The organism is Streptomyces sp. NPDC041796 (assembly GCF_055590785.1).
Window position 1 is genome coordinate 276,124 of record NZ_JBVJAH010000001.1, and the last position, 22,092, is coordinate 298,215.

The 22,092-nt window shown below is 71.4% G+C and carries 17 protein-coding genes, 1 tRNA gene and 1 pseudogene; 12 read left to right on the forward strand and 7 right to left on the reverse strand.

Annotated elements, in window-relative coordinates; translation table 11 throughout:
- Window positions 1-267: 267 nt before the first annotated feature.
- From ACZ6C1_RS01270 to ACZ6C1_RS01285, 4 genes are all read right to left on the reverse strand, one after another.
- On the reverse strand, window positions 268-1,566 hold the full coding sequence (locus tag ACZ6C1_RS01270) for an ATP-binding protein (RefSeq protein WP_469236563.1): 1,299 nt from the start codon (window positions 1,564-1,566) through the stop codon (window positions 268-270).
- Window positions 1,566-2,282, reverse strand: a complete 717-nt coding sequence (locus tag ACZ6C1_RS01275; RefSeq protein ID WP_469236565.1) for a hypothetical protein — start codon at window positions 2,280-2,282, stop codon at window positions 1,566-1,568. The genes ACZ6C1_RS01270 and ACZ6C1_RS01275 overlap by 1 nt, the downstream gene beginning before the upstream one ends.
- A gap of 245 nt (window positions 2,283-2,527) precedes the next feature.
- Window positions 2,528-2,773: a zinc-ribbon domain-containing protein gene (locus tag ACZ6C1_RS01280; RefSeq protein ID WP_469236567.1), complete on the reverse strand. Its 246-nt coding sequence runs from the start codon at window positions 2,771-2,773 to the stop codon at window positions 2,528-2,530.
- Window positions 2,770-5,013 (reverse strand): HEAT repeat domain-containing protein, encoded by a 2,244-nt coding sequence (locus ACZ6C1_RS01285; protein ID WP_469236569.1) that lies wholly within the window; start codon window positions 5,011-5,013, stop codon window positions 2,770-2,772. Before ACZ6C1_RS01285 ends, ACZ6C1_RS01280 begins: the two co-directional genes overlap by 4 nt.
- 245 nt (window positions 5,014-5,258) lie before the next feature.
- Between ACZ6C1_RS01285 and ACZ6C1_RS01290 the strand changes: the two genes are divergently transcribed.
- Window positions 5,259-6,056 carry a nuclease-related domain-containing protein gene (locus ACZ6C1_RS01290; RefSeq protein ID WP_469236570.1) on the forward strand — a complete coding sequence of 266 codons (798 nt, stop codon included), beginning with the start codon at window positions 5,259-5,261 and terminating at the stop codon, window positions 6,054-6,056.
- Here ACZ6C1_RS01290 and ACZ6C1_RS01295 read toward each other — a convergent pair.
- Both ACZ6C1_RS01295 and ligD read right to left on the reverse strand, forming a co-directional pair.
- Window positions 6,053-7,096 carry an ATP-dependent DNA ligase gene (locus tag ACZ6C1_RS01295; RefSeq protein WP_469236572.1) on the reverse strand — a complete coding sequence of 348 codons (1,044 nt, stop codon included), beginning with the start codon at window positions 7,094-7,096 and terminating at the stop codon, window positions 6,053-6,055. The two genes, ACZ6C1_RS01290 and ACZ6C1_RS01295, sit on opposite strands and share 4 nt — an antisense overlap.
- On the reverse strand, window positions 7,096-7,980 hold the full coding sequence (ligD, locus tag ACZ6C1_RS01300) for a non-homologous end-joining DNA ligase (protein ID WP_469236574.1): 885 nt from the start codon (window positions 7,978-7,980) through the stop codon (window positions 7,096-7,098). Before ligD ends, ACZ6C1_RS01295 begins: the two co-directional genes overlap by 1 nt.
- 40 nt (window positions 7,981-8,020) lie before the next feature.
- Here ligD and ku point away from each other — a divergent pair, with 40 nt between their 5' ends.
- The 5 genes and pseudogenes from ku to ACZ6C1_RS01325 all read left to right on the forward strand — a co-directional run bounded on the left by ku (window position 8,021) and on the right by ACZ6C1_RS01325 (window position 14,852).
- Window positions 8,021-9,034 carry a non-homologous end joining protein Ku gene (gene ku, locus ACZ6C1_RS01305; RefSeq protein WP_469236576.1) on the forward strand — a complete coding sequence of 338 codons (1,014 nt, stop codon included), beginning with the start codon at window positions 8,021-8,023 and terminating at the stop codon, window positions 9,032-9,034.
- Window positions 9,035-9,285: 251 nt separating this feature from the next.
- Window positions 9,286-11,202 (forward strand): D-alanyl-D-alanine carboxypeptidase family protein, encoded by a 1,917-nt coding sequence (locus ACZ6C1_RS01310; protein ID WP_469236578.1) that lies wholly within the window; start codon window positions 9,286-9,288, stop codon window positions 11,200-11,202.
- A 298-nt stretch (window positions 11,203-11,500) separates the two neighbouring features.
- Complete coding sequence (locus tag ACZ6C1_RS01315; RefSeq protein WP_469236579.1) at window positions 11,501-13,297, forward strand: HNH endonuclease; 1,797 nt, start codon at window positions 11,501-11,503, stop codon at window positions 13,295-13,297.
- Window positions 13,298-13,615: 318 nt separating this feature from the next.
- Window positions 13,616-14,310: pseudogene (locus tag ACZ6C1_RS01320) on the forward strand (site-specific integrase); the annotation flags it as partial.
- A gap of 245 nt (window positions 14,311-14,555) precedes the next feature.
- Complete coding sequence (locus ACZ6C1_RS01325) at window positions 14,556-14,852, forward strand: GYD domain-containing protein (protein ID WP_031077045.1); 297 nt, start codon at window positions 14,556-14,558, stop codon at window positions 14,850-14,852.
- Window positions 14,853-15,104: 252 nt separating this feature from the next.
- On the opposite strand, the gene ACZ6C1_RS01330 is transcribed toward ACZ6C1_RS01325, so the two are convergent.
- Window positions 15,105-15,176 (reverse strand) — tRNA-Arg (locus ACZ6C1_RS01330).
- Between the two features lie 120 nt (window positions 15,177-15,296).
- On the opposite strand from ACZ6C1_RS01330, the gene ACZ6C1_RS01335 reads away from it, so the two are divergent.
- The 6 genes from ACZ6C1_RS01335 to thrB all read left to right on the forward strand — a co-directional run bounded on the left by ACZ6C1_RS01335 (window position 15,297) and on the right by thrB (window position 22,047).
- A complete protein-coding gene (locus ACZ6C1_RS01335; protein WP_469236581.1) occupies window positions 15,297-15,779 on the forward strand; it encodes a response regulator in 483 nt (160 codons plus the stop codon).
- A 77-nt stretch (window positions 15,780-15,856) separates the two neighbouring features.
- Window positions 15,857-16,906 carry an ArgS-related anticodon-binding protein NrtL gene (nrtL, locus tag ACZ6C1_RS01340; RefSeq protein ID WP_469236583.1) on the forward strand — a complete coding sequence of 350 codons (1,050 nt, stop codon included), beginning with the start codon at window positions 15,857-15,859 and terminating at the stop codon, window positions 16,904-16,906.
- 7 nt (window positions 16,907-16,913) lie between these two features.
- Window positions 16,914-18,305, forward strand: a complete 1,392-nt coding sequence (gene lysA / locus ACZ6C1_RS01345) for a diaminopimelate decarboxylase (protein ID WP_469236585.1) — start codon at window positions 16,914-16,916, stop codon at window positions 18,303-18,305.
- A 95-nt stretch (window positions 18,306-18,400) separates the two neighbouring features.
- Window positions 18,401-19,693 carry a homoserine dehydrogenase gene (locus tag ACZ6C1_RS01350; RefSeq protein WP_469236587.1) on the forward strand — a complete coding sequence of 431 codons (1,293 nt, stop codon included), beginning with the start codon at window positions 18,401-18,403 and terminating at the stop codon, window positions 19,691-19,693.
- A 6-nt stretch (window positions 19,694-19,699) separates the two neighbouring features.
- Complete coding sequence (thrC, locus tag ACZ6C1_RS01355) at window positions 19,700-20,758, forward strand: threonine synthase (RefSeq protein WP_469236588.1); 1,059 nt, start codon at window positions 19,700-19,702, stop codon at window positions 20,756-20,758.
- 371 nt (window positions 20,759-21,129) lie between these two features.
- Window positions 21,130-22,047, forward strand: coding sequence for a homoserine kinase (gene thrB / locus ACZ6C1_RS01360; protein WP_469236590.1), 918 nt, complete (start codon window positions 21,130-21,132; stop codon window positions 22,045-22,047).
- The last annotated feature ends 45 nt before the right edge of the window (window positions 22,048-22,092 follow it).

Genomic DNA, 22,092 nt, shown 5'->3' on the forward strand with positions numbered 1-22,092 from the left:
CCCGAGGAGACGAGCCCGGAGGGGCCCCGCCCCCACCCCACCGGCAGTCCACCGCCCGTCCGCGCCCGGGCACACACCACCCCACCCGCCCGCGCTGTCCACCTCGCGCCCGCGACCGGGAACACACCACCCACCCGCCCGCGCCGTCCACCGCCCGGCAGCGACCGGGCACGCACCACCGCTCGGCTTCCCACCGCCCTGCGGGACGACTGCCCACAACGGGCCGAGGGGCGCGTCCGCAACGGGGTGGGCACGCAAGGCGCGTCGTTACGAGGTATCGGCGGCGCCGTCGTCGGCAGGGGACGGTGTACCGGAGTCGGGCGCGTACTCCGGGAGCGTCAGGCGGGCCTCGGCGCCGCCCCCGGGCGCGTTGGTGAAGCGCAGCTCCGCGCCGATGACCGACGCCTGGCCCGCCGCGATCGTCAGCCCCAGTCCGTGGCCCTTGCTGCCGCTCTCCGTGCGGAACCGCTGCGGCCCGTGCTCCAGGAGGTACTCCGGATACCCCGGCCCGTGGTCGCGGACGGTCACCACCGGACCGTCCACCGTCAGGGCGACCGGCGGACGGCCGTGCTTGTGGGCGTTGGTCACCAGATTGCCCAGCACCCGCTCCAGCCGCCGCTTGTCCGTCTCGACGCGCGCGTCCCGGACGATCCGTACCTCCGTGTCCGTGGCCGACGCCCGCACCACGCGCTCCGCCAGCGGCCCGAGCTCGTGCACGTCGAGGTCGACCTTCTCGGTGCGCGTGTCCAACCGGGAGATCTCCAGCAGGTCCTCCGTCAGTGCCCGCATCGCCTTCACCCGGTCCCGCACCAGCTCCGCGGGCCGGCCGGGCGGCAGCAGCTCGGCCGCCGCCGACAGCCCCGTCAGCGGTGTGCGCAGCTCGTGCGCCACGTCCGCCGTGAAGCGCTGCTCGCTCTGCAGCTTGCCCTGGAGACTGGACGCCATCGTGTCCAGCGCCCCCGACACGGTCGCGACCTCGTCCTCCGGATGCGCGGGGTCCTTCGTACGCGGGTCATTGACGCGCGCGTCCAGGTCACCCGCGCTGATCCGCCGCGCCACCTGCGCCGTCAGGTGCAGCCGCCGTGTCACGCGGGTCACCGCGAACGACCCCACCAGCAGCGTCGCCCCGATCGCCAGCACCGAGGAACCGACGATCGCCTTGTCGAGCCCGCTGATGGTGCTCGCGCTCAGCGAGTAGTCCACCCGCACCGCCAGCGCCCGGCCGTCGGCGGGCCCCGCCGCCCACATGGTGGGCCGGCCCGCGGGGTCGTCGGCCACGACCGTGCCGTGCTCGCCCCGGAGCGCCAACGCCCGCAGCGGGGACGGCATGCCGTCCGGGTCGACGCCCGCGTACGGCGGCAACGGATCGCCCGCCTCGTACGCGCGCGTCACCTCCTCCAGCCGCTCCAGCGCCTTCTCCCGCGCGGTGTCCACCGTTTGCCGGGTCACGGACACGTGCACCAGCGCGCCCAGCAGGGCGGCCAGGGCACAGCACATCACCGTGATGAAGACGCCGGCCTTCCAGGTCAGTGTCGCCATCCAGGCCGGCGGTCTGGGGCGCCGCATCACGCACCGTCCGAGGGGGACGGGGAGGCCTGCTTCGGCGGGACGGGCTTCACCCGGATGATCTCGTCCCGCGTGGGAAGCATCGCGTGCTGCTGGGCGTCCCACGACCACGCCGTGCGGTACTCGTATCCGGGGATGCCCGCGGAGACCACCCGGACGACCAGGTCCTTGCCCGCGAGCTGGACGCCCACGACCTGGTCGACGGTGGACATGATCCGCGTCAGGCCGCCCTTCTCGGGCATGTACACGCGCAAGCCGGTCTGCTGGTCGGGCATGCGGATGCCGACGACCATTTCGTCCCTGCCGTCCCCGGTGAGGTCCCGGTAGTACGGCGTCATCACCGGGCACCGCCGCGGCTCGGTCCTGCATTCCCGGATCTGCTCGGCCGTCTCCTGGTACATGCCGTCAGGACCGCTGTACTCGTCCGGGTGCGCCGCCACCTCGGCCTGCACGACCGCGACCGGATCGACCTTGTGCACGTCGTCGCCGGGGGCCTTGACGCGCGGGACCCGCGCGGTGTCGCTCTCGCCGTAGTCGTACGGGGGCGCGGTGACCGGCGGCATGCCGGGCCACAGCCGGACCGGGCCGACCGCCGTCGGTGTGGGGCCCGCGCTCCGCAGCTCGCCCGCGTCACCACAGCCGGACAGCAGCAGGGCGGACACCACCGTGCCGGACAGCAGCAGCGCCGCGTACACGGCCGGGCGGTGCGGGCTCACGGTGCTCCTGACTGGCGCGGTGCCGGAGGCGGGACGGTCGGGCTTCCCGTAAACCCTATTCGTACGGAAGTCCTTTTTGTCGACCCGCCCCGGAGCACGTCACCCGCGTCCCCCTGCCGGCCCCGCACCGCGTCCCCCTGCCGGCCCCGCACCGCGTCCCCCGGGTCCCGCACCGCATCCGCCGGCCCGGCACCCGCGTCCCCCGGCCCCACACCGCAACTCCCGGCCCCGCAGCGCGCGAGCCGTCACCGTACCCGCGTGCCTCCCGACAACATCCGGTCGGCCTGTTCCCGCGTGAGCCGCTCCTGCGCGCCGCAGAAGGTGCACTGCGTCGCGTACGACGTCGACACCGGGAACAGCGGCACGAAGAACAGCGTGAACTTGGTGGTCCTCTTCCGCAGCGCGTGTGCGGCCGGGTTGCCGCACCGGCCGCACACCAGCGTCAGCATCGCCAGTTGCTGGAGGTACCCCTTCGTCCCGAAGATGATCATCCGGCGGTCTCCTCTCCGGAGTGGCCCATCGCCCGCCGGCACAGCGCCAGCAGCTTCTCGTCGTGGTGGACGTCGTGCTCGCCCGAGGTGCCCTCCGACACGTTGTGCCGGCGCGAGCGGGCCAGCTCCGCCGCCAGCAGCGGAGCCGCTTCCGCCGGGACGGTACCCAGCTCCGCGAGGCACCCGGCGATCTCCACCCGCGTGTGCCGGTTCTCCTTCCAGGCTCCCACCAGCACCGGCAGGGCGTCCCGCACGTCCCCGGTGACCCGGCACAACGCCACGGCCGCGTCCACCCGCAGCCACACCCCGGGCGCGCCCAGGCACGCCCGCAGCTCCGGCGCCACCGCCTCGCCGGCCCGCCCCATCGCGGCGACCGCCCACGCCGCCTCCCGCCGGTGCGCGGCGTCCGGCGCCACCAGCAGGGCCCGCAGCCGTGGCAGTACGGCACCGGCGTCGCCCTCCACCGCCCACAGCGCACGGGCAGCCGACGTCGCCACCGCCACCGAGCAGTCGTCCAGCAGCGCCCGCAGGTCGCCCGACGCCTCACCCGCCGCCGGTCCGAACGCGGTCAGCGCCCGCAGCGACGACTCCACCACCCACTCCCGGCGGAACGCGGGCGCCCCGCGCAGCACCCGCAGCACTTCCGGCAGCGCCTCCGCCGCACCCAGGTGCGCCAACGCCAGCAGCAGCGGCCCCGCCGCCTCGCTGAGCTCCTCGTCCAGCGGCAGGGCGCCGAGCCGGTGCCGCAGCGCGGGCACCAGCGGGGCGCCGCCCTCGCGCAGGTGCGTGATGGCGTAGCCGAGCCGGCTGTCCAGATCGGGCTGTTCCAGGGCCCGGGCCAGCGCCGGCACCGCCCGCGCATCACCGGTACGGGTGAGGGCCAGTAGGGCGTTGCCCATCCCGAAGCGGCCACCCACCCGCTCCGGCGCCCAGGGGGCCGGGTCGGCCGCCACCCTGGCCGCCAGCGCGTCCGCCGCCGGGCGGGCCACCTCGAACAGGCCCTCCAGCCACGCGACGGCGGCCTCCCGCAGCCGGGGCTCGGGGTCGGCGAGCTGCGCCCCGACGAGCCGCACCACCTCGTCGTACGCCCCCCGCCACGTCCGCACCAGGCCGCCGCACATCCACACCGCGTCCGCCCGCTGGCCCCAGTCGGGGCTCTGCAACTGGGCGGTGACCAGCGCGATCCGGTCCTCGACCCGGTCGTCGAGGGCGCTGTGCAGGGTCCGCAACAGGTCGTCGGCCCACGCCGAGCCGCGCCCGGCACGCTGCTCCTCGCGCAGCTCCCGCAGCTGGCCCACCAGGATGGGCCCACCGGGCCGCGGTTCGAACAGCTCCGGGACGTCGGTCAGCTCCGGGACGTCGGGCAGCCCCAGCGCCTCGGGCAGCTCCAGCGCGTCGGGCAGGTCGGCCAGTTCCGCCAGGACCGTCAGGTCGGTCAGGTCCGGGAGGCCGGCCGCGCCCGCGGGCCCGCCCACCGGATCGGGACGCCCGCCCCGCCCCGGTGCCCGCCGCAGCTGTTCCAGCAGGTCCGTCACGGTCTCGACGACGTCGCCGGGGAGCCGCGCGGGGGAGCACCGGGCCAGCTGGGCGAGGGCCGCCAGGCGCAGGGCGGGGTCCTGGGCGGCGCCCATGAGCCAGCCGAGCCAGTCGACGATCTCGTCGCGCAGCGACTCGTACCGCAGGGCGATCCGGCCCACCGCCTCCACCAGCGCGAGCCGCACCTCGGTGTCCGTCTCGACGGTCAGCCGCTCCCTCAGGAGGGCCAGCACCCGCGCGGGGTCCCCGTGCAGCGAGGCGAGCGCGCCCGGTGCCGCGAGCCGCACTTCCCGGTCCTCGTCGCCGACGAGGGTGAGGAACACGTCCGCCCCGGCGGCGACGGCCGCGGCCGCCATCGCGTAGTTGGCCGCGTCCTCGAACTCCTCGTCCTCCGGGTCCAGTTCGTCCAGCTCGTCGTCGCCGCCCAGGTCGATGCCGCCGATGCTGGTCAGCAGTTCCACGATGCAGCCGCGGTCCTGCACCTCGGGGGTGGCCACGAGCTCCAGCAGGAAGGGGATGCAGGCGAGCGTCGAGTCGTACACATCGCCCTGGTGGTGCACCGCGCCGTACATGGCGTCCAGGGCGACCTCCCGCTCCGCCGGATCGGGAGAGGCGAGCCCGCGCAGCAGCTCGGGTACGTCGTCAGCCGGACCGTAGGCATGACCCAGCGAGGCCCAGTCGACCTCGTCGATCCCCGTGAACATGCCGTCCCTCCCCGCGAACACTGCACTTGGGGGCAATAGTGCACCACACCACCGGGCGCCATGCCCCGGCAATCGGACACGCCCCGTCCCCCTCCAGGGGCCCTTTCCGGCCCGTCCCACGCGTCGCTTCCGTCCCGCTTCGGTCCTCCTTCCGTCCTGCTTCCATCTCGCTCCCGACCGTCTCCCGCCCTTCTCTTGCCCCCGAGGGGCACGGCTGTTCCCATGGGCGTTGGGGGTGATGGGGCATGACCGCACTGCGCGTCACACCGGCCGGCCGCGGCGGCGACCGGCTGTGGGTCAGCCTGCCGAACGGCCGGGACATCGCCTGGTACGACCGGCGCAGCGGCCGGATCAGCCTGCTGTCCGAGGCGTACGAGGACGAGGTGCTGGCCGCGCTCGCGCCCTACGTCACCGGCGAGGTCACCGTCGGCCCGCCACCCGTGCCCACCGCCTCCGACCTGGCCCGTCTCACGCTCCACCCCGACGACGACCTCGCTCCGAACCGCCCCGGCGAAGCCCTGCACGGCACGCTCGAGGGTGTCTCCCGGCGCCGCTTCGGGCGACAGGACCCGCGCCTCGTCGAGCTGGCCGCCCGACAGCGCGTCGGTGACGCCCTCGACCGGCTGGACACGGCGGGCTGGCGGGTCCTGCACTGTGTGCCCCTGCCGGGCGCGGCCCTGATCGACCACCTGGCGATCGGCCCGGCCGGCGTGCTGGCGGTCCGAACCCTGGCGGCGCGCGGCCGGCGGGTCCGGATCGCCGACCCGGTGGTCGCGGTGGGCCGCGCGGACCCGGAGCCGCACCTGCGGTGGGTCCGCCGTCACGCCGAGCGGGCCGCTCACGCCCTGGCCACGGGCGTGCGCCCGGTCCTCGCGGTCGCCGATCCGGGCCGCCTGGAGGTGCCGCCCGGCCTCGACGGCGTACGGGTGCTGGGGGACGGCGAGATCCCGTCCCTGGCGCGTCTCGGGGGTGTACTGAAACCGGCGGACGTCGAGTCCCTCTACGCGACGGCCCGCGACCGCCGCACCTGGCTGACGGTCTAGTCCTTCAGCCGTAGCACCGTCGTCACCGTGTGCCGGGTCGTGCCGGTGGCGACCTCGGCGGTCAGCTCGGGCGGTACGGGGACGTAGGGCACTTCGCCGATGCCGACCGCCATGGCGGTGCCCTGCGGTCCCGCGCCCTGTGTGCCTTCCCCGCCCGCGCCCGCGTCGCCCACGCTTTCCGCGCCCGCGCCTTTCCCGCCCCTGCCGTCCCCACCCGTCCCTTCCCCACCCGTCCCGTCCCCACCCGTCCCTTCCCCGCCCGTGCCTTTCCCCGCCAGGACCCGCTCGCCCGGGGACAGTGCGGCGAGCGCGGCGCCCGCGCGGGCGCGCAGCGCGGGCGGCAGCGGGCTGGAGACGACCGGGGTGTCGTCGTCCGGGAGGACCAGCACCAGAGAGGCGGGCCGCCGCCGGGCGCCGGTGAACCCGACCACCACCGCGTCCCGGGTGTCGGTGTGCCGCAACTTGCGCCACGCGCGCGTGCCCGCCTTGTACGGCTGGTCCAGGCGCTTGACGACCAGGCCCTCCACGCCGATGTCGGGCAGCGTGTCGTACCAGGTCGCGGCCAGCTCCGGGTCGGTCGTCATGGGTACGGGCTGGATCGGCGGGCCGAGCTCCGCGAGCAGCTCCACCAGCCGTTCCCGGCGCACCGTGTACCGCCGGGGGCGGAGGTCCTCGCCGCCCGACGCGAGCACGTCGAACGCCGCGTACGAGGCGGGCAGCCGCGCCGCGAGCCCGGGTGCCCGGCCGGGGGTGGCGGCGGCCCGGCCCTGGACGGCGGCGAAGTCGATCCGGCCCTCCCGCCAGACGACCACCTCGCCGTCCAGCACCGTGCCGTCCGGCAACTGCCGTGCGGCCGCCGCCAGATCGGGGAACGCGGCGGTCACGATCCGTCCCGAGCGGGCCTGGAGGACCACCCCGTCCCCCTCGCGGAAGATCACCATCCGGTGGCCGTCGAACTTGGGTTCGTACGCCAGTCCCGCCTCGCGCGGCAACGTGCCCACCGTCTGTGCGAGGGCCACCTTCAGCGGGGGTTTCAGCATCACGGCAGCGGCCCCGCCTCGTCCGGGTCCAGCAGCGGCGCCAGCAGGTCGCCGTAGTCCTGGAGGCGGGGCGCCATGTCCGCCATGAGGAAGACCAGCTGCGCGGGGTTGCCGCAGGCCTCGACCTCCTCCCAGGTCACGGGCGCCGAGACGGCCGGTTCGCGGCGGGCGCGCAGCGTGTAGGGGGCGGCGGTGGTCTTGGCGGCGTTGTTCTGGCTGTGGTCGACGAACACCTTGCCGGGACGCAGGGCCTTGGTCATCCGGTGCACGACCAGCGCCGGAAGCTTGGCCTCCGCCTCGACGGCGAGCTGCTTCGCGTACGCCTGGACCTGCTCCGAGGGCGCCGGCTCCAGCGGTACGTACAGGTGCAGGCCCTTGGCGCCGGACGTCTTCGCGTACGCCTCCAGGCCGTCCTCGGCGAGGCGCTCCCGCAGCCAGAGCGCGACCCGGCAGCACTCCACGACGGTGGCGGGCGCCCCGGGGTCGAGGTCCAGGACGAGCCGGTCGGCGAGGGCGGGGGCGTCGGCCAGCCACTGGGGGGTGTGGAACTCCACGACCAGGTTCGCCGCCCACATCAGCGAGGGGAGGTCCTGGACGATCACCTGGCGGGCGTACTTGTCCTCCGATCGGGGGACGGAGACGGTTTTCACCCAGGAGGGTGTGCCGGGCGGCGGGTTCTTGGTGAAGAAGAGCTGCCCGTCGGGGCCGTCGGGATAGCGGAGGAAGGACAGGGGGCGGCCCAGGAGGTGGGGGAGGAGGTAGGGGGCGGCGGTGGCGTAGTAGTGCAGGATCTCGCCCTTGGTCGTCCCGGTGACGGGATGGATGACCTTCTCCAGGTTGCTGAGCGCCAGGCGCCGCCCCTCCACCTCCGTGATCGGCGTCATACGATGAGAATCCCACGAATCGGGACGAAAGGGATGAATCGTGCGATCCATTTGGAATGGCGCCATCTCGTTCGGTCTGGTGAGCATCCCTATCAAGCTGGTGAACGCGACCGAGAACCGGTCCATCTCCTTCCGGCAGATCCACACGGAGGACGGCGGCCGGATCCGCTACCGCAAGGTGTGCGAGCTGGACGGCGAGGAGGTGTCGTCCGACGAGATCGGCAAGGCGTACGAAGAGGCCGACGGGACCATGATCCCGATCACCGACGAGGACCTGGCCTCGCTGCCGCTGCCGACCGCCAAGACGATCGAGATCGTCGCCTTCGTACCGGCGTCGCAGATCGACCCGCTCCAGATCGACGCGGCGTACTACCTGTCGGCGAACGGTGTGCCGGCCGCGAAGCCCTACACGCTGCTGCGCGAGGCACTCAAGCGCAGCGACCGCGTCGCCATCGCCAAGTTCGCGCTGCGCGGGCGCGAGCGGCTGGGAATGCTGCGGGTCGTCGACGACGTGATCGCCATGCACGGACTGCTGTGGCCGGACGAGATCCGCAGTGCCGAGGGCGTGGCCCCGGACACCTCCGTGACCGTCCGCGAGGCCGAACTGGACCTGGCGGACGCCCTGATGGACACGCTCGGCGAGGTCGACATCGAGACCCTGCACGACGACTACCGGGCGGCGGTGGAGGAAATGATCGCCGCCAAGGCGGAGGGCGCCGAGGTCGCCGCGCCGAAGGAGGAGAAGGCCGGCGGTCAGGTCATCGACCTGATGGCCGCGCTGGAGAGCAGCGTCCGCGCTGCCCGCGAGGCCCGCGGCGAGGGCGAGCCGGAGGCGTCCGTGCACGAACTCCCGGGCCGCAAGAAGACCCCCGCCCGCGCCGCGCCCAAGGAAAGCGGCGCCAAGAAGTCCACGGCCAAATCGGCCGCCAAGAAGGCCGCCCCGGCCCGCAAGTCCACCTCGAAGACGGCCGCGAGCGGCAAGGCGGCCGAGAAGAAGACCACCGCGAAGAAGTCCACCACCAAGAAAGCCTCACCACGCAAACGCGCCTCCTGACTCCCGGCCCCCGCCCCGCGTTCAGCCGAGCGGGTCGACCGCACCCGGCTCACCCGCCGCACCGCCCGGCGCATCCTCGCCGAAAGCGGCCGCCCCTACGCCCACTCCGCGACGAGGAAGAGCGTCGTGGACCTGCTGCGGCGAGAGCCGGCGAACCCGAGGAACCGCGCACGGCGGGCTGACGTCTCCCCATGGGCCGGAATCCCGGTGCTCGAACGAAGTGGCATTTGCGGCGCATGAAGGAGAAAAGAATGGCGGGCGGCTCCCCGGACGCACCCGAGCTGAAGGACTCGCCGACAGAAACGTCCGGCAATGCAACCGGCGACGAAACGGAGTCGTCGGCCACCACTTTGGAGTTCGCGCCCCCACCCGAAGACGCCGAAACCCGCGAACTCCCACCCCCGGCCGAGCCCGAGCCCGCCCCCGACCCGGCGGACGGCCCCGACGAGGCGGACCCGGCCGACAGGCCCGCCGAGACGGAGCAAGCAGCCGAGGCGGACCGGCCGGACGAAGCCGTAGAGTCCGAACGGACCGAGGAGACCGCCCAGGCCGACGAACCCGACGAAACCGGGCAGCCGAACGAGGCCGGGACCGAGTCCACCACAGAGCCCGAGGCAAAGCCCAGCACACGGCCCGAGGGTCCGCCGAGCACACGGCCCGAGGCCGCGCCCAACGCACCCTCCGAGGCTTCCCCCAACCCGCCGTCCGAGGCTTCACCCAGCACACCGCCCCCGCCCCCGCCTCCAGCCAGGACCCCCTCCCCGCCTCCGCCCAGCACACCCACCCCGCCTCCGCCCAGCACACCCACCCCCCCTCCTCCTCCTCCGTCCCCGTCTCCGTCTCGGACCGCAGACGAGGAGGCGCCGCCCCCGCTCGACCTGCTGGCGCAGCTGACCAACACTCCGCCGCCGCCCCCGTCCTTGCCGCGCACCATCGCACGCCGGGTGAAGATCTGGACCCCGCTCGTGGCGCTCCTGGGGCTCGTCGCCCTGGCCGTACAGATGCTCCGCCCGCTCCCGGAGCCGACCCTCGCCCTCGGCGAGGCGGCGTCCTCGTTCACTTTCGAGGGCAGCAGGGTGACCCTCCCGTGGCCCGAAAAGGGACAGGCCGCCGTGACGGTCGTCGGCTCGGGGAGCCTTGGGACGTTCGGGGAGGAGAAGCCTGTCCCCACCGCGAGTGTCGCCAAGATCATGACGGCTTATGTCATCCTCCGCGATCACCCTCTCAAGAAGAACGAGAAGGGCCCGCTGATCAAGGTCGACGCCCAGGCCGTGGATGAGGGCAAGTCGGAGAGCGAGTCGCGCATCGAGGGGCTCAAGATCGGCCAGGCGTTCAGCCAGCAGGACATGCTGAAGATGCTGATGATTCCGTCGGGCAACAACATCGGCCGGCTGCTCGCCCGTTGGGACACGGGCGCCCAGGACGAGACGGCTTTCGTCAAGAAAATGAACGACGCCGCGAAATCCCTCGGCATGAAGAACAGCACCTACACCGACCCGAGCGGTTTGGACAAGAAGACCGTCAGTACCGCTGTCGACCAGCTCAAGCTGGCCGAAGCGGTCATGAAATTCGATGCCTTCCGCGCCATCGTCGCCATGCCCAACGCCGACATCCCGGGTATCGGACGTATTTATAACAACAACGGGCTCCTCACGGCGGGACTGAGCGTCAGGGGCATCAAGACCGGCTCCAACACCCCGGCAGGCGGCACGCTGTCGTGGGCGGCCTACAAGACCGTCGACGGCAAGGACCGGCTGGTCCTCGGCACGATGATGGACCAGCACGTCACCGGTCCCGACCCCAACGGCGCCAACAGCCTGGTCCTGGTGCAGGACAACAGCAAGCGAGTCATCCAGGCCGTACGCGAGGCCCTCACCTCCGCCACCGTGGTGAAGAAGGGCCAGGTCGTCGGCCACGTCGAAGACCGCCTCGGCGGCCGTACCCCGGTTGTCGCCACCAAGGACCTCAAGGCCGTGGGCGTCCCCGGCCAGAAGCTGAACCTCGCCTTCCGGAACGCCGGCAAGGCCATCCCGCACACGGCCGAAGCGGGCACGGTGATCGGCGAGCTCACGATCGGCACCGGAGCCGGCCCGGACCGCGTACCGGTCGCTCTCCAAGCCGACCTCACCGAGCCCTCCTTCACCCAGAAGCTCACCCGCCTCGGCTGACGCGCCCCTCCCCGGGAACGGTTCGAGGCCCGTCGGCGTCATCCCTCCCCGGGGGCACGGTGGCCGTGTCTCCGGGGAGGGGGGCGGGGTGCAGACGGGCGGCTTCGTCGAGTGGACCAGGCGGTTCGAGGGCGAGCGGGAGCGCAGGCACGCGCAGGGGTTCATGCACTCCGCTGCCCCTTCCCTCCTGTCAAGCTGCAGCATTGGGTGCCGGTGGTTCGGGTAACTACAGAGCAGGGGATCCCTGTAGTTCAACGCGATTCATTCGGTGTCATATTTTCCTACTAGCCTCCTGTGTATGGGACTTGGGGATGTGACGCGTGCAGGGGTGCTGGCTGCCGTCGAGGAGTGTCAGTACCTCGGACGCGAGACCTTTCGCCGCCGGTACGGCTTCGGTCGAGCCATGGCGTATGAGCTGGTGTTGGATGGAAGCCGCTACGACTCGAAGGCCATCGCAGGCGTAGCGCACCTCTACTCGGTCGGCGACCTGCTGCCGGCTGATGGCTTCAGTGGTGGGGCGCGTACGGTGGCGCACCGTCTGCGCGCGCTCGGCTTCACTGTGGAGGACGGGACCGCCGTCACGGATGGGCCGCAGCAGGTGGCACCACAACTGGTTCTCCAGCCTCGCGGCGGGACCCGGGACCGCGGCCCGCAAAACTTCGCCAGGTCCGTACGACAGGGCATCTCGATCGCAGGTATCAAGGACGTACTCGGCGGGCAGGCGGATGCGCTTGCCGCCTTGTACCCGGACGGGATGGCTCGACTTTGGGGCTCCACCCCCACCACGCAAGTAAACAATGAAAAAGCAAAAGCTCTGCGCAACCGGCGCGTTGGCGACGACGTGTTCTTCTATGCAGAGAACCACTTCATCGCTCGCGCCCGCATTCTCCACCTCTTCAACAGCTCGCTCGTGGCGCAGGCGGTCTGGGGGACCGACGAGGGCAACGCCACCTGGGAACACATCATGGCGTTGGGAGATGTCGAGGAGTTTCCCACTCGCGTTCCTGCAGCTCCAGTACTGCAGAGCCTGAACGTCCCCGCACCTCTACGGAGCCTCACCCTGCGGTCCGCCGAGGCCTACCGCCATGTCGTCCGGTACTTTCCGGATAGGCGCCAACTGGTTACTGCCCTGCCTCCGGCAACACCTTCGGCCACACAACTGACCTCAGCGGAGTTGCTAGACCGGATCGGCTCTCTCAACACTCACCATCATCCAGGGAGCAAAGCCCCTAGCCGTCACCAGCCACTGGCTTTGCTTTGGGCGGTCTCTCGGCTAGCAGCCGGCAAGCCGCGGCTGGCTCCGTGGTCCTGCTTCCGCGCGGAGGTCAGTCCACTCCTAGCCGAATTTGGATTGCCCGGTTCCAAGGTCACTCCCGAATACCCCTTCTGGCACCTGAAGGGCAGTGACTTGTGGGAGGTGCATGGGATAGAAAGCGATGCCAGCTCCATGCCGCAACCGGGAATCTTCAACAAGGTCCAACCTGTCGCAGGCCTCCCTCACGCAGCCGCCGAAACGCTGCAGAATCCTCTGACCCGACTGGAAGCCGTGGTCAAGCTGTGCAGCACCTATCTTGACGACGTCGATCAGCGCGAGTTGCTCAGCCGGGTAGGCCTCGCCGGATACGCGACCGCCGACGGCCTGCTGGATGACAGCGAGGACGGCTGCGGTCAAGAGGCCGCCGATGAGAAGAGGGCGACTGGTCCGACTGCGCGGCGGGAGTCGACCTCCTCACGGCTGATCCGCGATGCGGCGATCGCGAATCGGGTCAAGGAACTGCACGGCCACGCCTGCCAGGTGTGCGGCACCCGCCTGCAGTACAAGCACAGGCCTTATAGCGAGGCTGCTCACATACGCGGCCTCGGAACTCCACATGACGGTCCGGATGAACTGCAGAACCTGCTGTGCCTGTGTCCCAATCACCACGTCCTGTTCGACGGTCTGGAGATCTACGTCGATGTTGACGGCATCGTGAGGAAGGCCCATGGGGGCGAGCCGCTGGGGCAACTTCGCCGACACACCGGCCATCGGATCGATGAGGCATACCTGCGTTACCACCGGACGCTGTGTGAGCTGAACAGTCTGACGACGGAGTAACAGCTCACGTACGACTTTTGGCACTCCGGCTCGCGGTGAGTGCCAGCTCGGCGAAAGTGGCCGGGTGCGTCGGCACCAGTGTGCGATCTTGCCGATCCTTTGCGCGAAGTGCCTCGGGATGAGCTCGGAGATCGGCAGTCTTGGGCCTGTGGCAACCTGTCGAGGGGCCTCGCCGTTTTCAGCAGCTCACCTGCGGTGATGTCACAAGACGCCGTCCAGCCTCGTCCATGGACCCCGGCATACATCGCCTTCTTACCCCAGCCCCGGCCTGGTTTTCGCCCCCTTGCGGGCGCGGGCGGGCGGCGACGCGCGGCCCCGGTCTCTAACCAGGTCGATCCGCGCGTGGTTGCCAACCCGGAGCAGGCGCGGAATCTCCTGGCGGCGGTTTCCTATGTGGGCGGGTACCGGCGTGCCCGTGGCCGTCGACTGGTGGGCCTATTTTCCGCCATGTACTCCGGCGGGCTCCGGCCGGCGGAAGCGGTCGGCCTGGTCGAGACAGACCTTAACCTGCCCGACACGGCTGGGGTTCGGCGCTGCTCCACCGGACCCGTCCGTCTGTCGGCAAGCAGTGGACCGACGCGGGGGAGACACACGACGACCGCGGGCTGAAGAACCGGCCGACCGAGGACGTCAGGCGGGTGCCTATCCCGCCCCATCTCGTCGCCATGCTCCGTGAGCACCTGGCCATCTTCGGTACGGCGGACGACGGGCGGCTGTTCTTCAGCGAGAAGGGCTTGGTCGTCCCGTCCTCGACCTACTACCGGGTGTGGCAGGAAGCCCGACTCCTCGCGCTTCCGCCCGCCGCGGCGGCCTCGCCGCTTGCGAGCCGACCGTACGACCTCCGGCACTCGGCGCTGTCGACATGGCTCAACGCCGGTGTCGACCCTACTGAGGTGGCCGAGCGCGCCGGCAACAGCGTGGAGGTTTTGCTGACCCGCTACGCCAAGTGCCTCGACGGACGGCAAGACGTCGCCAACCGGCGTATTGAGGATCTGTTGCGCGAGTACGAGTGATCGCAGACGACGGTAGCCCCGATGCCCCCGGACTTGTTCCGGGGGCGCATCGGCATGCCTTGGCTGAGAGGGGCGTGCCTGTCCTCAGGAATTCCGCGCCGGTGGCTCCGGGGTGTAGGTCGGGCCGGGCCATGAAGTAAGGCCGGCTTCCATCACTCGTTCAGAGGCGCCCATCATGCGCATTACGCGCATGATGCCCAGAGTTGACCACGACTAGTTGCGTCTACTTACAGGGGTAAAGGATCATGCCGACGTTTGTTGCGCTGCTGAACTGGACCGACCAGGGAGTCCGCGGCTACAAGGACACCCCGCAACGCGCCGAAGCCTTCACGGCAGCGGCTCAGAAGCTCGGGGTTAAGGTCCTGAACCTCTTCTGGACCGTCGGCCCGTACGACATCGTGGCTGTCGTGGAGGCGCCCGACGACGAGACTGCCACCGCGGTGCTCCTACAGGTTGGCGCGTTGGGCAACGTCCGTAGCACGACCCTGCGAGCCTTCGGCCGGGAGGAGATGGACCGCATCATCGCCAAAGCCACCGGCTGAGGGACTTCCCCGTCGAGGTTCTGTTGGTGCGAGTGACATGCTCAAGGCGGTCCCCCCAAGGCCCCCTGGACCTGTCCGGGGCCTTGGGGAGGGCCGGGTATGACCTGCGCTTACGTCCCAAGATCCCGTCCACGCCTCGTCCACAGCCCCCGGCATACGGCCGCTCCGGGCCGCACACGCCTGCACATACGCGAAGACCCCGTCTCAGCGAAAGCGCTGATGGCGGGGTCTTTTGGGCACCTCATACATAGGTGCCCCCGGCAGGATTCGAACCTGCGCACACGGCTCCGGAGGCCGTTGCTCTATCCCCTGAGCTACGGGGGCGTGTCCGTCGCGGTGGTGTTGCTCGCGGCGACGGGTAGAACACTACCAGCTTCGGGGCGGTGCCTGTGAACAGGTATTTAGGGGTGGCTGGGAGGGTCGGGTCGCCCGTGTGGGGCGGAAGTGGGGAAAACCCGGACGCAGGGCAGCGGCTCGACCTACTCTCGAGTTGTGTCAGGCGTGTCCGGCCGGGTGCTCGTCGTGGACGACAACAGGGTCATCCGGCAGCTGATCAGGGTCAATCTCGAGCTGGAGGGCTTCGAGGTCGTGACCGCGGCCGACGGTGCCGAGTGCCTGGACGTGGTCCTTGACGTTCGGCCCGACGTGGTGACCCTCGACGTCGTCATGCCCCGTCTGGACGGGCTCAGGACCGCCGAGCGGCTGCGGGAGGATCCGCGGACCAGACATCTGCCCGTGGCGATCGTCAGCGCGTGCACGCAGTACGAGGTGGAGAGCGGGCTCGCCGCCGGGGTGGATGCGTTCCTCGCCAAGCCCTTCGAGCCGGCCGAGCTGGTGCGGCTCGTGCGGCAACTCGTGCACCGGGAGTCTCCGCCGCCCATCGACGGGCGGAGCGGTGCCGGGCATGCCGGGAGCGCCTGGGGCTGAGCGGCCGGTCGGGTGGCGGGTGACCGCATGGCGAAACCGGTTCCACCCGACACCGTCTCCTCCCATACGCTTGTCCCGTGACCCCCGCGGACCTCTCCCTCACCGTGCTGCACGCCGTGCGCCGCGCGGTCGGTGAAGGCGCGCTGCGGGCGGGCACGCGGCTCCCCGAGCGGGTCGGGATCGAGCGACCCCGGCCCGGCGGCAGTGGGGACTGGGCCACCAACGCCGCCCTCCAGCTTGCCCGCGAGGCCGGGATGGCTCCGCTGGGCGTCGCCGAGGTGCTGCGGCCCAGGATCGCGGAGGCGGACGGCATCGAGCGCGTCGAGATCACCGGTCCCGGGTTCCTCAACATCACCCTCGCCGATCGCGGTCGACGCGCCCTCGTGCGGGAGATCCTCGACACGGGCGAGCGTTACGGGCGCGGCACATCTCTGGCGGGGCGGTCCTTCCGGCTGAGCCACCGCGGCGACGTCCGGGCCGCCGTCATGGCCGAAGCCGTGCGCGGACTCCTGGCCGCGCAGGGCGCCACCGTGCGCGAAGACCCCGAGCCCCGCGCCGGCGCCGACCCCGACCACGTGGCCGTACGCGACGACGCCCCCCTCCCCGACACCGAGGACACCGCCGAGACCCTCACCCTCCGCCCCCTTCCCGTCACCTACGACGTCCACGCCCTCGGCCCCGACGCCGCCCGCTGGGCGCTGCTGCGGCCCGCCGCGCACGACCGGGCGCTCGCCGCCGACGGGCTGCTCGTGCAGAGCGAGGCCAATGGGCTGTTCACCGTGCGCTACGCCCACGCGCGGGCCCGGGCTCTCCTCCGTAACGCCGCTCGGCTCGGCATGAGCCCCGCGTACGAAGAGGATGTGGACGCGCCGCGCCTCCTCACCGTCCTCGGCGACTACCCCGCCGTTCTCGAAGCCGCAGCCCGCCACCGCGCCCCCGACCGGGTCGCCCGGCATCTGGAGGCCACCGCCGACGCGTTCCTGGGGTTCCAGCACACCGTGCTGCCCCTCGGCGACGAGAAACCCTCGGCCGCCCACCGCTCCCGGCTCGCCCTCGCCGAAGCCGCCGGGACGGTGCTGGCCGGTGGCCTGGCCCTGCTCGGCATCAGCGCCCCTGACTACTTGTGAGAGAGAAATGAGCCGTTCCGCACACCCCGCCGGGCCCCGCCACGCCGATGTCCTCCCCGAGGGCCACTACTCCGCCCCGCCCGCCGACCTCAACCGGCTCGACGAGAAGGTCTGGTCCCGTACCGTCACCCGGAACGAGGACGGGGTCCTCACCGTCGGCGGCCTGACCGTGACCGCGCTCGCCGAGGAGTTCGGCACCCCCGCCTACTTCCTCGACGAGACCGACTTCCGCGCCCGCTGCCGCGCCTGGGCCGAGGCCTTCGGCAAGGACGCCGATGTGTTCTACGCGGGGAAGGCCTTCCTGAGCCGGGCCGTGGTGCGGTGGCTGGAGGAAGAGGGGCTCAACCTCGACGTGTGCTCCGGTGGGGAGCTGACCACCGCTCTCGACGCCGGTATGCCGGCCGAGCGGATCGCGTTCCACGGCAACAACAAGTCCGAGGAGGAGATCGAGCGGGCCGTGCGCTCCGGCGTCGGCCGCATCGTGCTCGACTCCTTCCAGGAGATCGTGCGGGTGGCGCACATCGCCCAGAGCCTGGGCAGGCGCCAGAAGGTCCAGATCCGGGTGACCGTGGGCGTCGAGGCGCACACGCACGAGTTCATCGCCACGGCTCACGAGGACCAGAAGTTCGGTATCGCGCTCGCGGGCGGGGAGGCGGCGGAGGCCGTCCGGCGCGCGCTGCGGCTCGACGGGCTGGAGCTCATCGGCATCCACTCCCACATCGGGTCGCAGATCTTCGACACCTCCGGCTTCGAGGTGGCCGCCCACCGGGTGGTCGGGCTGCTCAAGCAGGTCCGCGACGAGCACGGCGTGGAGCTGCCGGAGATCGACCTCGGCGGCGGCCTCGGCATCGCGTACACCTCCGACGACGACCCGCGCGAGCCGCACGAGATCGCCAAGGCGCTCACCGACATCGTCACCCGGGAGTGCGAGGCGGCCGGGCTGGCGACGCCGCGCATCTCCGTCGAGCCGGGGCGCGCCATCGTCGGGCCGACCGCGTTCACGCTGTACGAGGTCGGCACCGTCAAGCAGCTCGCCGGGCTGCGGACGTACGTGAGTGTCGACGGCGGCATGTCGGACAACATCCGTACCGCCCTGTACGACGCCGAGTACTCCGTCTCCCTGGTGTCCAGGACGAGCGACGCCGAGCCGATGCTCAGCCGGGTCGTCGGCAAGCACTGTGAGAGTGGCGACATCGTGGTCAAGGACGCGTTCCTGCCGGCCGACCTCGCGCCGGGTGATCTCATCGCCGTACCGGCCACCGGCGCGTACTGCCGTTCCATGGCCAGCAACTACAACCACGCACTTCGCCCGCCCGTCGTCGCCGTCCGCGACGGCGAGGCGCGCGTGATCGTCCGGCGCGAGACAGAGGAAGATCTTCTGCGCCTCGATGTCGGCTGATGAAATAGATGTCTCATAATCCGGACGGAAGGGAGAAACTTCCGTCCGGTGAGTGAGACTGGTCCACACCGTAGAAGTATGAGAAGTGAGGTCGGATGATGCGTACGCGTCCGCTGAAGGTGGCGCTGCTGGGCTGTGGAGTGGTCGGCTCAGAGGTGGCGCGCATCATGACGACGCACGCCGACGACCTCGCGGCGCGCATCGGCGCTCCGGTCGAGCTCGCCGGTGTCGCCGTCCGCCGGCCCTCCAAGGTGCGTGAGGGCATCCCGCAGGAGCTCATCACCACCGACGCGACCGCCCTGGTCAAACGCGGGGACATCGACGTCGTCGTCGAGGTCATCGGAGGCATCGAGCCCGCCCGTACGCTGATCACCACCGCGTTCGAGCACGGCGCCTCCGTGGTGTCGGCGAACAAGGCGCTCCTCGCCCAGGAGGGCCAGAGCCTGTACGCGGCGGCCGAGCAGCACGGCCGGGACCTGTACTACGAGGCGGCCGTCGCCGGCGCCATCCCGCTGATCCGCCCGCTGCGCGAGTCCCTCGCCGGCGACAAGGTCAACCGGGTACTGGGCATCGTGAACGGCACGACGAACTTCATCCTCGACAAGATGGACACGTCCGGGGCCGGGTACTCCGAGGCCCTCGACGAGGCCACCGCCCTCGGGTACGCGGAGGCCGACCCGACCGCCGACGTCGAGGGCTTCGACGCCGCCGCCAAGGCCGCCATCCTCGCCGGGATCGCCTTCCACACGCGCGTACGCCTCGAAGACGTGTACCGCGAGGGCATGACCGAGGTCACCGCCGCCGACTTCGCCTCCGCCAAGCGCATGGGCTGCACCATCAAGCTGCTCGCCATCTGCGAGCGGGCGGCCGACGGCGGGTCCGTCACCGCGCGCGTGCACCCCGCGATGATCCCGCTCAGCCACCCGCTGGCCTCGGTGCGCGGCGCGTACAACGCCGTGTTCGTCGAGGCGGACGCCGCCGGCCAGCTGATGTTCTACGGGCCCGGCGCCGGCGGTTCGCCGACCGCGTCCGCCGTACTCGGCGACCTCGTCGCCGTCTGCCGCAACCGCCTCAACGACGCGACGGGGCCCGGCGAGTCCGCGTACACCCAGCTTCCCGTCAGCCCCATGGGCGACGTGGTGACGCGGTACCACATCAGCCTCGACGTGGCCGACAAGCCGGGCGTCCTCGCCCAGGTCGCGACGGTCTTCGCCGAGCACGGCGTATCCATCGATACGGTGCGCCAGCAGGGCAAGGACGGCGAGGCCGACCTCGTCGTCGTCACCCACCGCGCGCCCGACGCCGCCCTCTCGGGGACCGTCGAGGCGCTACGCAAGCTCGACACCGTGCGTGGTGTCGCCAGCATCATGCGGGTCGAAGGAGAGTAACCAGCAATGACTCACCAGTGGCGCGGAATCATCGAGGAGTACCGCGACCGGCTGCCGGTCACGGACACCACCCCGGTCGTCACGCTCCGTGAGGGTGGCACGCCGCTCGTGCCCGCGCAGGTGCTCTCCGAGCGCACGGGGTGCGAGGTCCACCTGAAGGTCGAGGGCGCCAACCCCACCGGCTCCTTCAAGGACCGCGGGATGACCATGGCCATCACCCGGGCCAAGGAGGAGGGCGCGCAGGCCGTCATCTGCGCCTCCACCGGCAACACGTCCGCCTCGGCGGCCGCGTACGCCGTGCGCGCGGGCATGGTGTCCGCCGTCCTCGTCCCGCAGGGCAAGATCGCGCTCGGCAAGATGGGCCAGGCCCTCGTGCACGGCGCCAAGATCCTCCAGGTCGACGGCAACTTCGACGACTGCCTGACGCTGGCCCGCGCGCTGTCCGACAACTACCCGGTGGCGCTGGTCAATTCGGTCAACCCGGTCCGTATCGAGGGCCAGAAGACCGCCGCGTTCGAGATCGTGGACATGCTGGGCAACGCCCCCGACATCCACGTCCTCCCCGTCGGCAACGCCGGCAACATCACGGCCTACTGGAAGGGCTACAAGGAGTACGCGGCGGACCGGATCTCCACCCGTACGCCCCGTATGTGGGGCTTCCAGGCGTCCGGCTCCGCGCCGATCGTGCGCGGCGAGGTGGTCAAGGACCCGTCGACCATCGCCACCGCGATCCGGATCGGCAACCCGGCCTCCTGGAACTACGCGCTGGCCGCGCGGGACGAGTCGGGCGGTTTCATCGATGAGGTGACGGACCGTGAGATTCTGCGCGCCTACCGGCTGTTGGCCTCGCAGGAGGGCGTCTTCGTGGAGCCCGCGTCCGCCGCTTCGGTGGCCGGTCTGCTGAAGGCGGCGGAACAGGGCAAGGTGGACCCGGGACAGACGATCGTGTGCACCGTGACCGGAAACGGCCTCAAGGACCCGGACTGGGCGGTCGCCGGAGCGCCCCAGCCGGTCACCGTGCCGGTCGACGCGGCCACCGCCGCGGAGCGGCTCGGTCTGGCCTGAGCGGCGGCCGGGGCACCGGCCGGGCTCCGACCCGGTCCCGGTCGGCGTCCCGGCCGGTCCCGATCGGGCGGGTGAGAACTTGGCCGAAAACCGCAACCCGCACGGCGCCGTACACAGAAGCACAGGACGGCTCGCGACACGCATCGTGCGCCTCCTGTGCGCCCTATGTCGCCACGGAACCTTCCTTCGATAGGCTGTACCGAACCCACCCCGCCGCATATGCCGCGGTGCTGTTGCCGTTGATGCCACTGCGGCCCATGGGTCTTCGTAGCTCTCGTAAGACTTCGTACCTCTCGTAGAACCCCGAAACCCCCACACCTCGAAAACCCCTCGACTACCTCGTCGTCAGATCCAAGGAGAGTCATCGCACGATGGCCGGTCCCGCGTTCCGCGCCGCCGCCGTCCGGGTGCGCGTTCCCGCCACCAGCGCCAACCTCGGCCCGGGCTTCGACGCCCTCGGCCTGTCGCTGGGGCTGTACGACGACGTCGTCGTCCGGGTCGCCGACGCCGGGCTGCACATCGACATCGCCGGGGAGGGCGCCGACAACCTTCCGCGCGACGAGAGCCATCTGCTCGTACGCTCCATGCGCACGGCCTTCGACCTGCTCGGCGGACAGCCGCGCGGCCTCGAGGTCGTCTGCGCCAACCGCATCCCGCACGGCAGGGGCCTCGGCTCCTCCTCGGCCGCCATCTGCGCCGGCATCGTCGCCGCCCGCGCGGTGACCATAGGCGGCGACGCCAGGCTCGACGACGCCGCGCTGCTGGAACTCGCCACCGAGATCGAGGGCCACCCCGACAACGTGGCCGCGTGCCTGCTCGGCGGCTTCACGCTCGCCTGGACCGAGGGCGGCGCAGCCCGGGCGATCAGGATGGATCCCGCCGATTCCATCGTTCCGGTGGTTTTCGTGCCCGGAAAGCCGGTGCTCACCGAGACCGCCCGCGGCCTGCTGCCGCGTACCGTCCCCCACGTGGACGCCGCGGTCAACGCCGGCCGTGCCGCACTGCTCGTCGAGGCCCTGACCAGGCGCCCCGAGCTGCTGCTGGCCGCCACCGAGGACCGCCTGCACCAGGAGTACCGGGCTCCCGCGATGCCGGAGAGCATCACTCTGGTGAACCGACTGCGCGCGGACGGCGTTCCCGCGGTCATCTCCGGCGCGGGCCCCACGGTCCTCGCGCTGGCCGAGGACGGCGCGGCGGAAAAGGTCGCGCGGCTGGCGGGCGAGGGCTGGGCGGCCAACAGGCTGGCCCTCGACGTCTCGGGTGCGAGCGTTCTGCCGCTCGCCCCGTAGAACACGGTTGCCGGTGTTGGAGAGGGGGAATGTTTGTTGGAGCCG

Excerpts from the sequence above, each read along its gene's own strand:
- ACZ6C1_RS01310 (WP_469236578.1), top strand. The coding sequence starts at position 9,286 with ATGGCGGGCGGCTCCCCGGACGCACCCGAGCTGAAGGACTCGCCGACA.
- ACZ6C1_RS01295 (WP_469236572.1), bottom strand. The coding sequence starts at position 7,096 with ATGCTGAAACCCCCGCTGAAGGTGGCCCTCGCACAGACGGTGGGCACG.
- ACZ6C1_RS01280 (WP_469236567.1), bottom strand. The coding sequence starts at position 2,773 with ATGATCATCTTCGGGACGAAGGGGTACCTCCAGCAACTGGCGATGCTG.
- ACZ6C1_RS01270 (WP_469236563.1), bottom strand. The coding sequence starts at position 1,566 with ATGCGGCGCCCCAGACCGCCGGCCTGGATGGCGACACTGACCTGGAAG.
- ACZ6C1_RS01290 (WP_469236570.1), top strand. The coding sequence starts at position 5,259 with ATGACCGCACTGCGCGTCACACCGGCCGGCCGCGGCGGCGACCGGCTG.
- thrB (WP_469236590.1), top strand. The coding sequence starts at position 21,130 with ATGGCCGGTCCCGCGTTCCGCGCCGCCGCCGTCCGGGTGCGCGTTCCC.
- ACZ6C1_RS01285 (WP_469236569.1), bottom strand. The coding sequence starts at position 5,013 with ATGTTCACGGGGATCGACGAGGTCGACTGGGCCTCGCTGGGTCATGCC.
- ligD (WP_469236574.1), bottom strand. The coding sequence starts at position 7,980 with ATGACGCCGATCACGGAGGTGGAGGGGCGGCGCCTGGCGCTCAGCAAC.
- lysA (WP_469236585.1), top strand. The coding sequence starts at position 16,914 with ATGAGCCGTTCCGCACACCCCGCCGGGCCCCGCCACGCCGATGTCCTC.
- thrC (WP_469236588.1), top strand. The coding sequence starts at position 19,700 with ATGACTCACCAGTGGCGCGGAATCATCGAGGAGTACCGCGACCGGCTG.
- ACZ6C1_RS01325 (WP_031077045.1), top strand. The coding sequence starts at position 14,556 with ATGCCGACGTTTGTTGCGCTGCTGAACTGGACCGACCAGGGAGTCCGC.
- ACZ6C1_RS01315 (WP_469236579.1), top strand. The coding sequence starts at position 11,501 with ATGGGACTTGGGGATGTGACGCGTGCAGGGGTGCTGGCTGCCGTCGAG.
- ACZ6C1_RS01350 (WP_469236587.1), top strand. The coding sequence starts at position 18,401 with ATGATGCGTACGCGTCCGCTGAAGGTGGCGCTGCTGGGCTGTGGAGTG.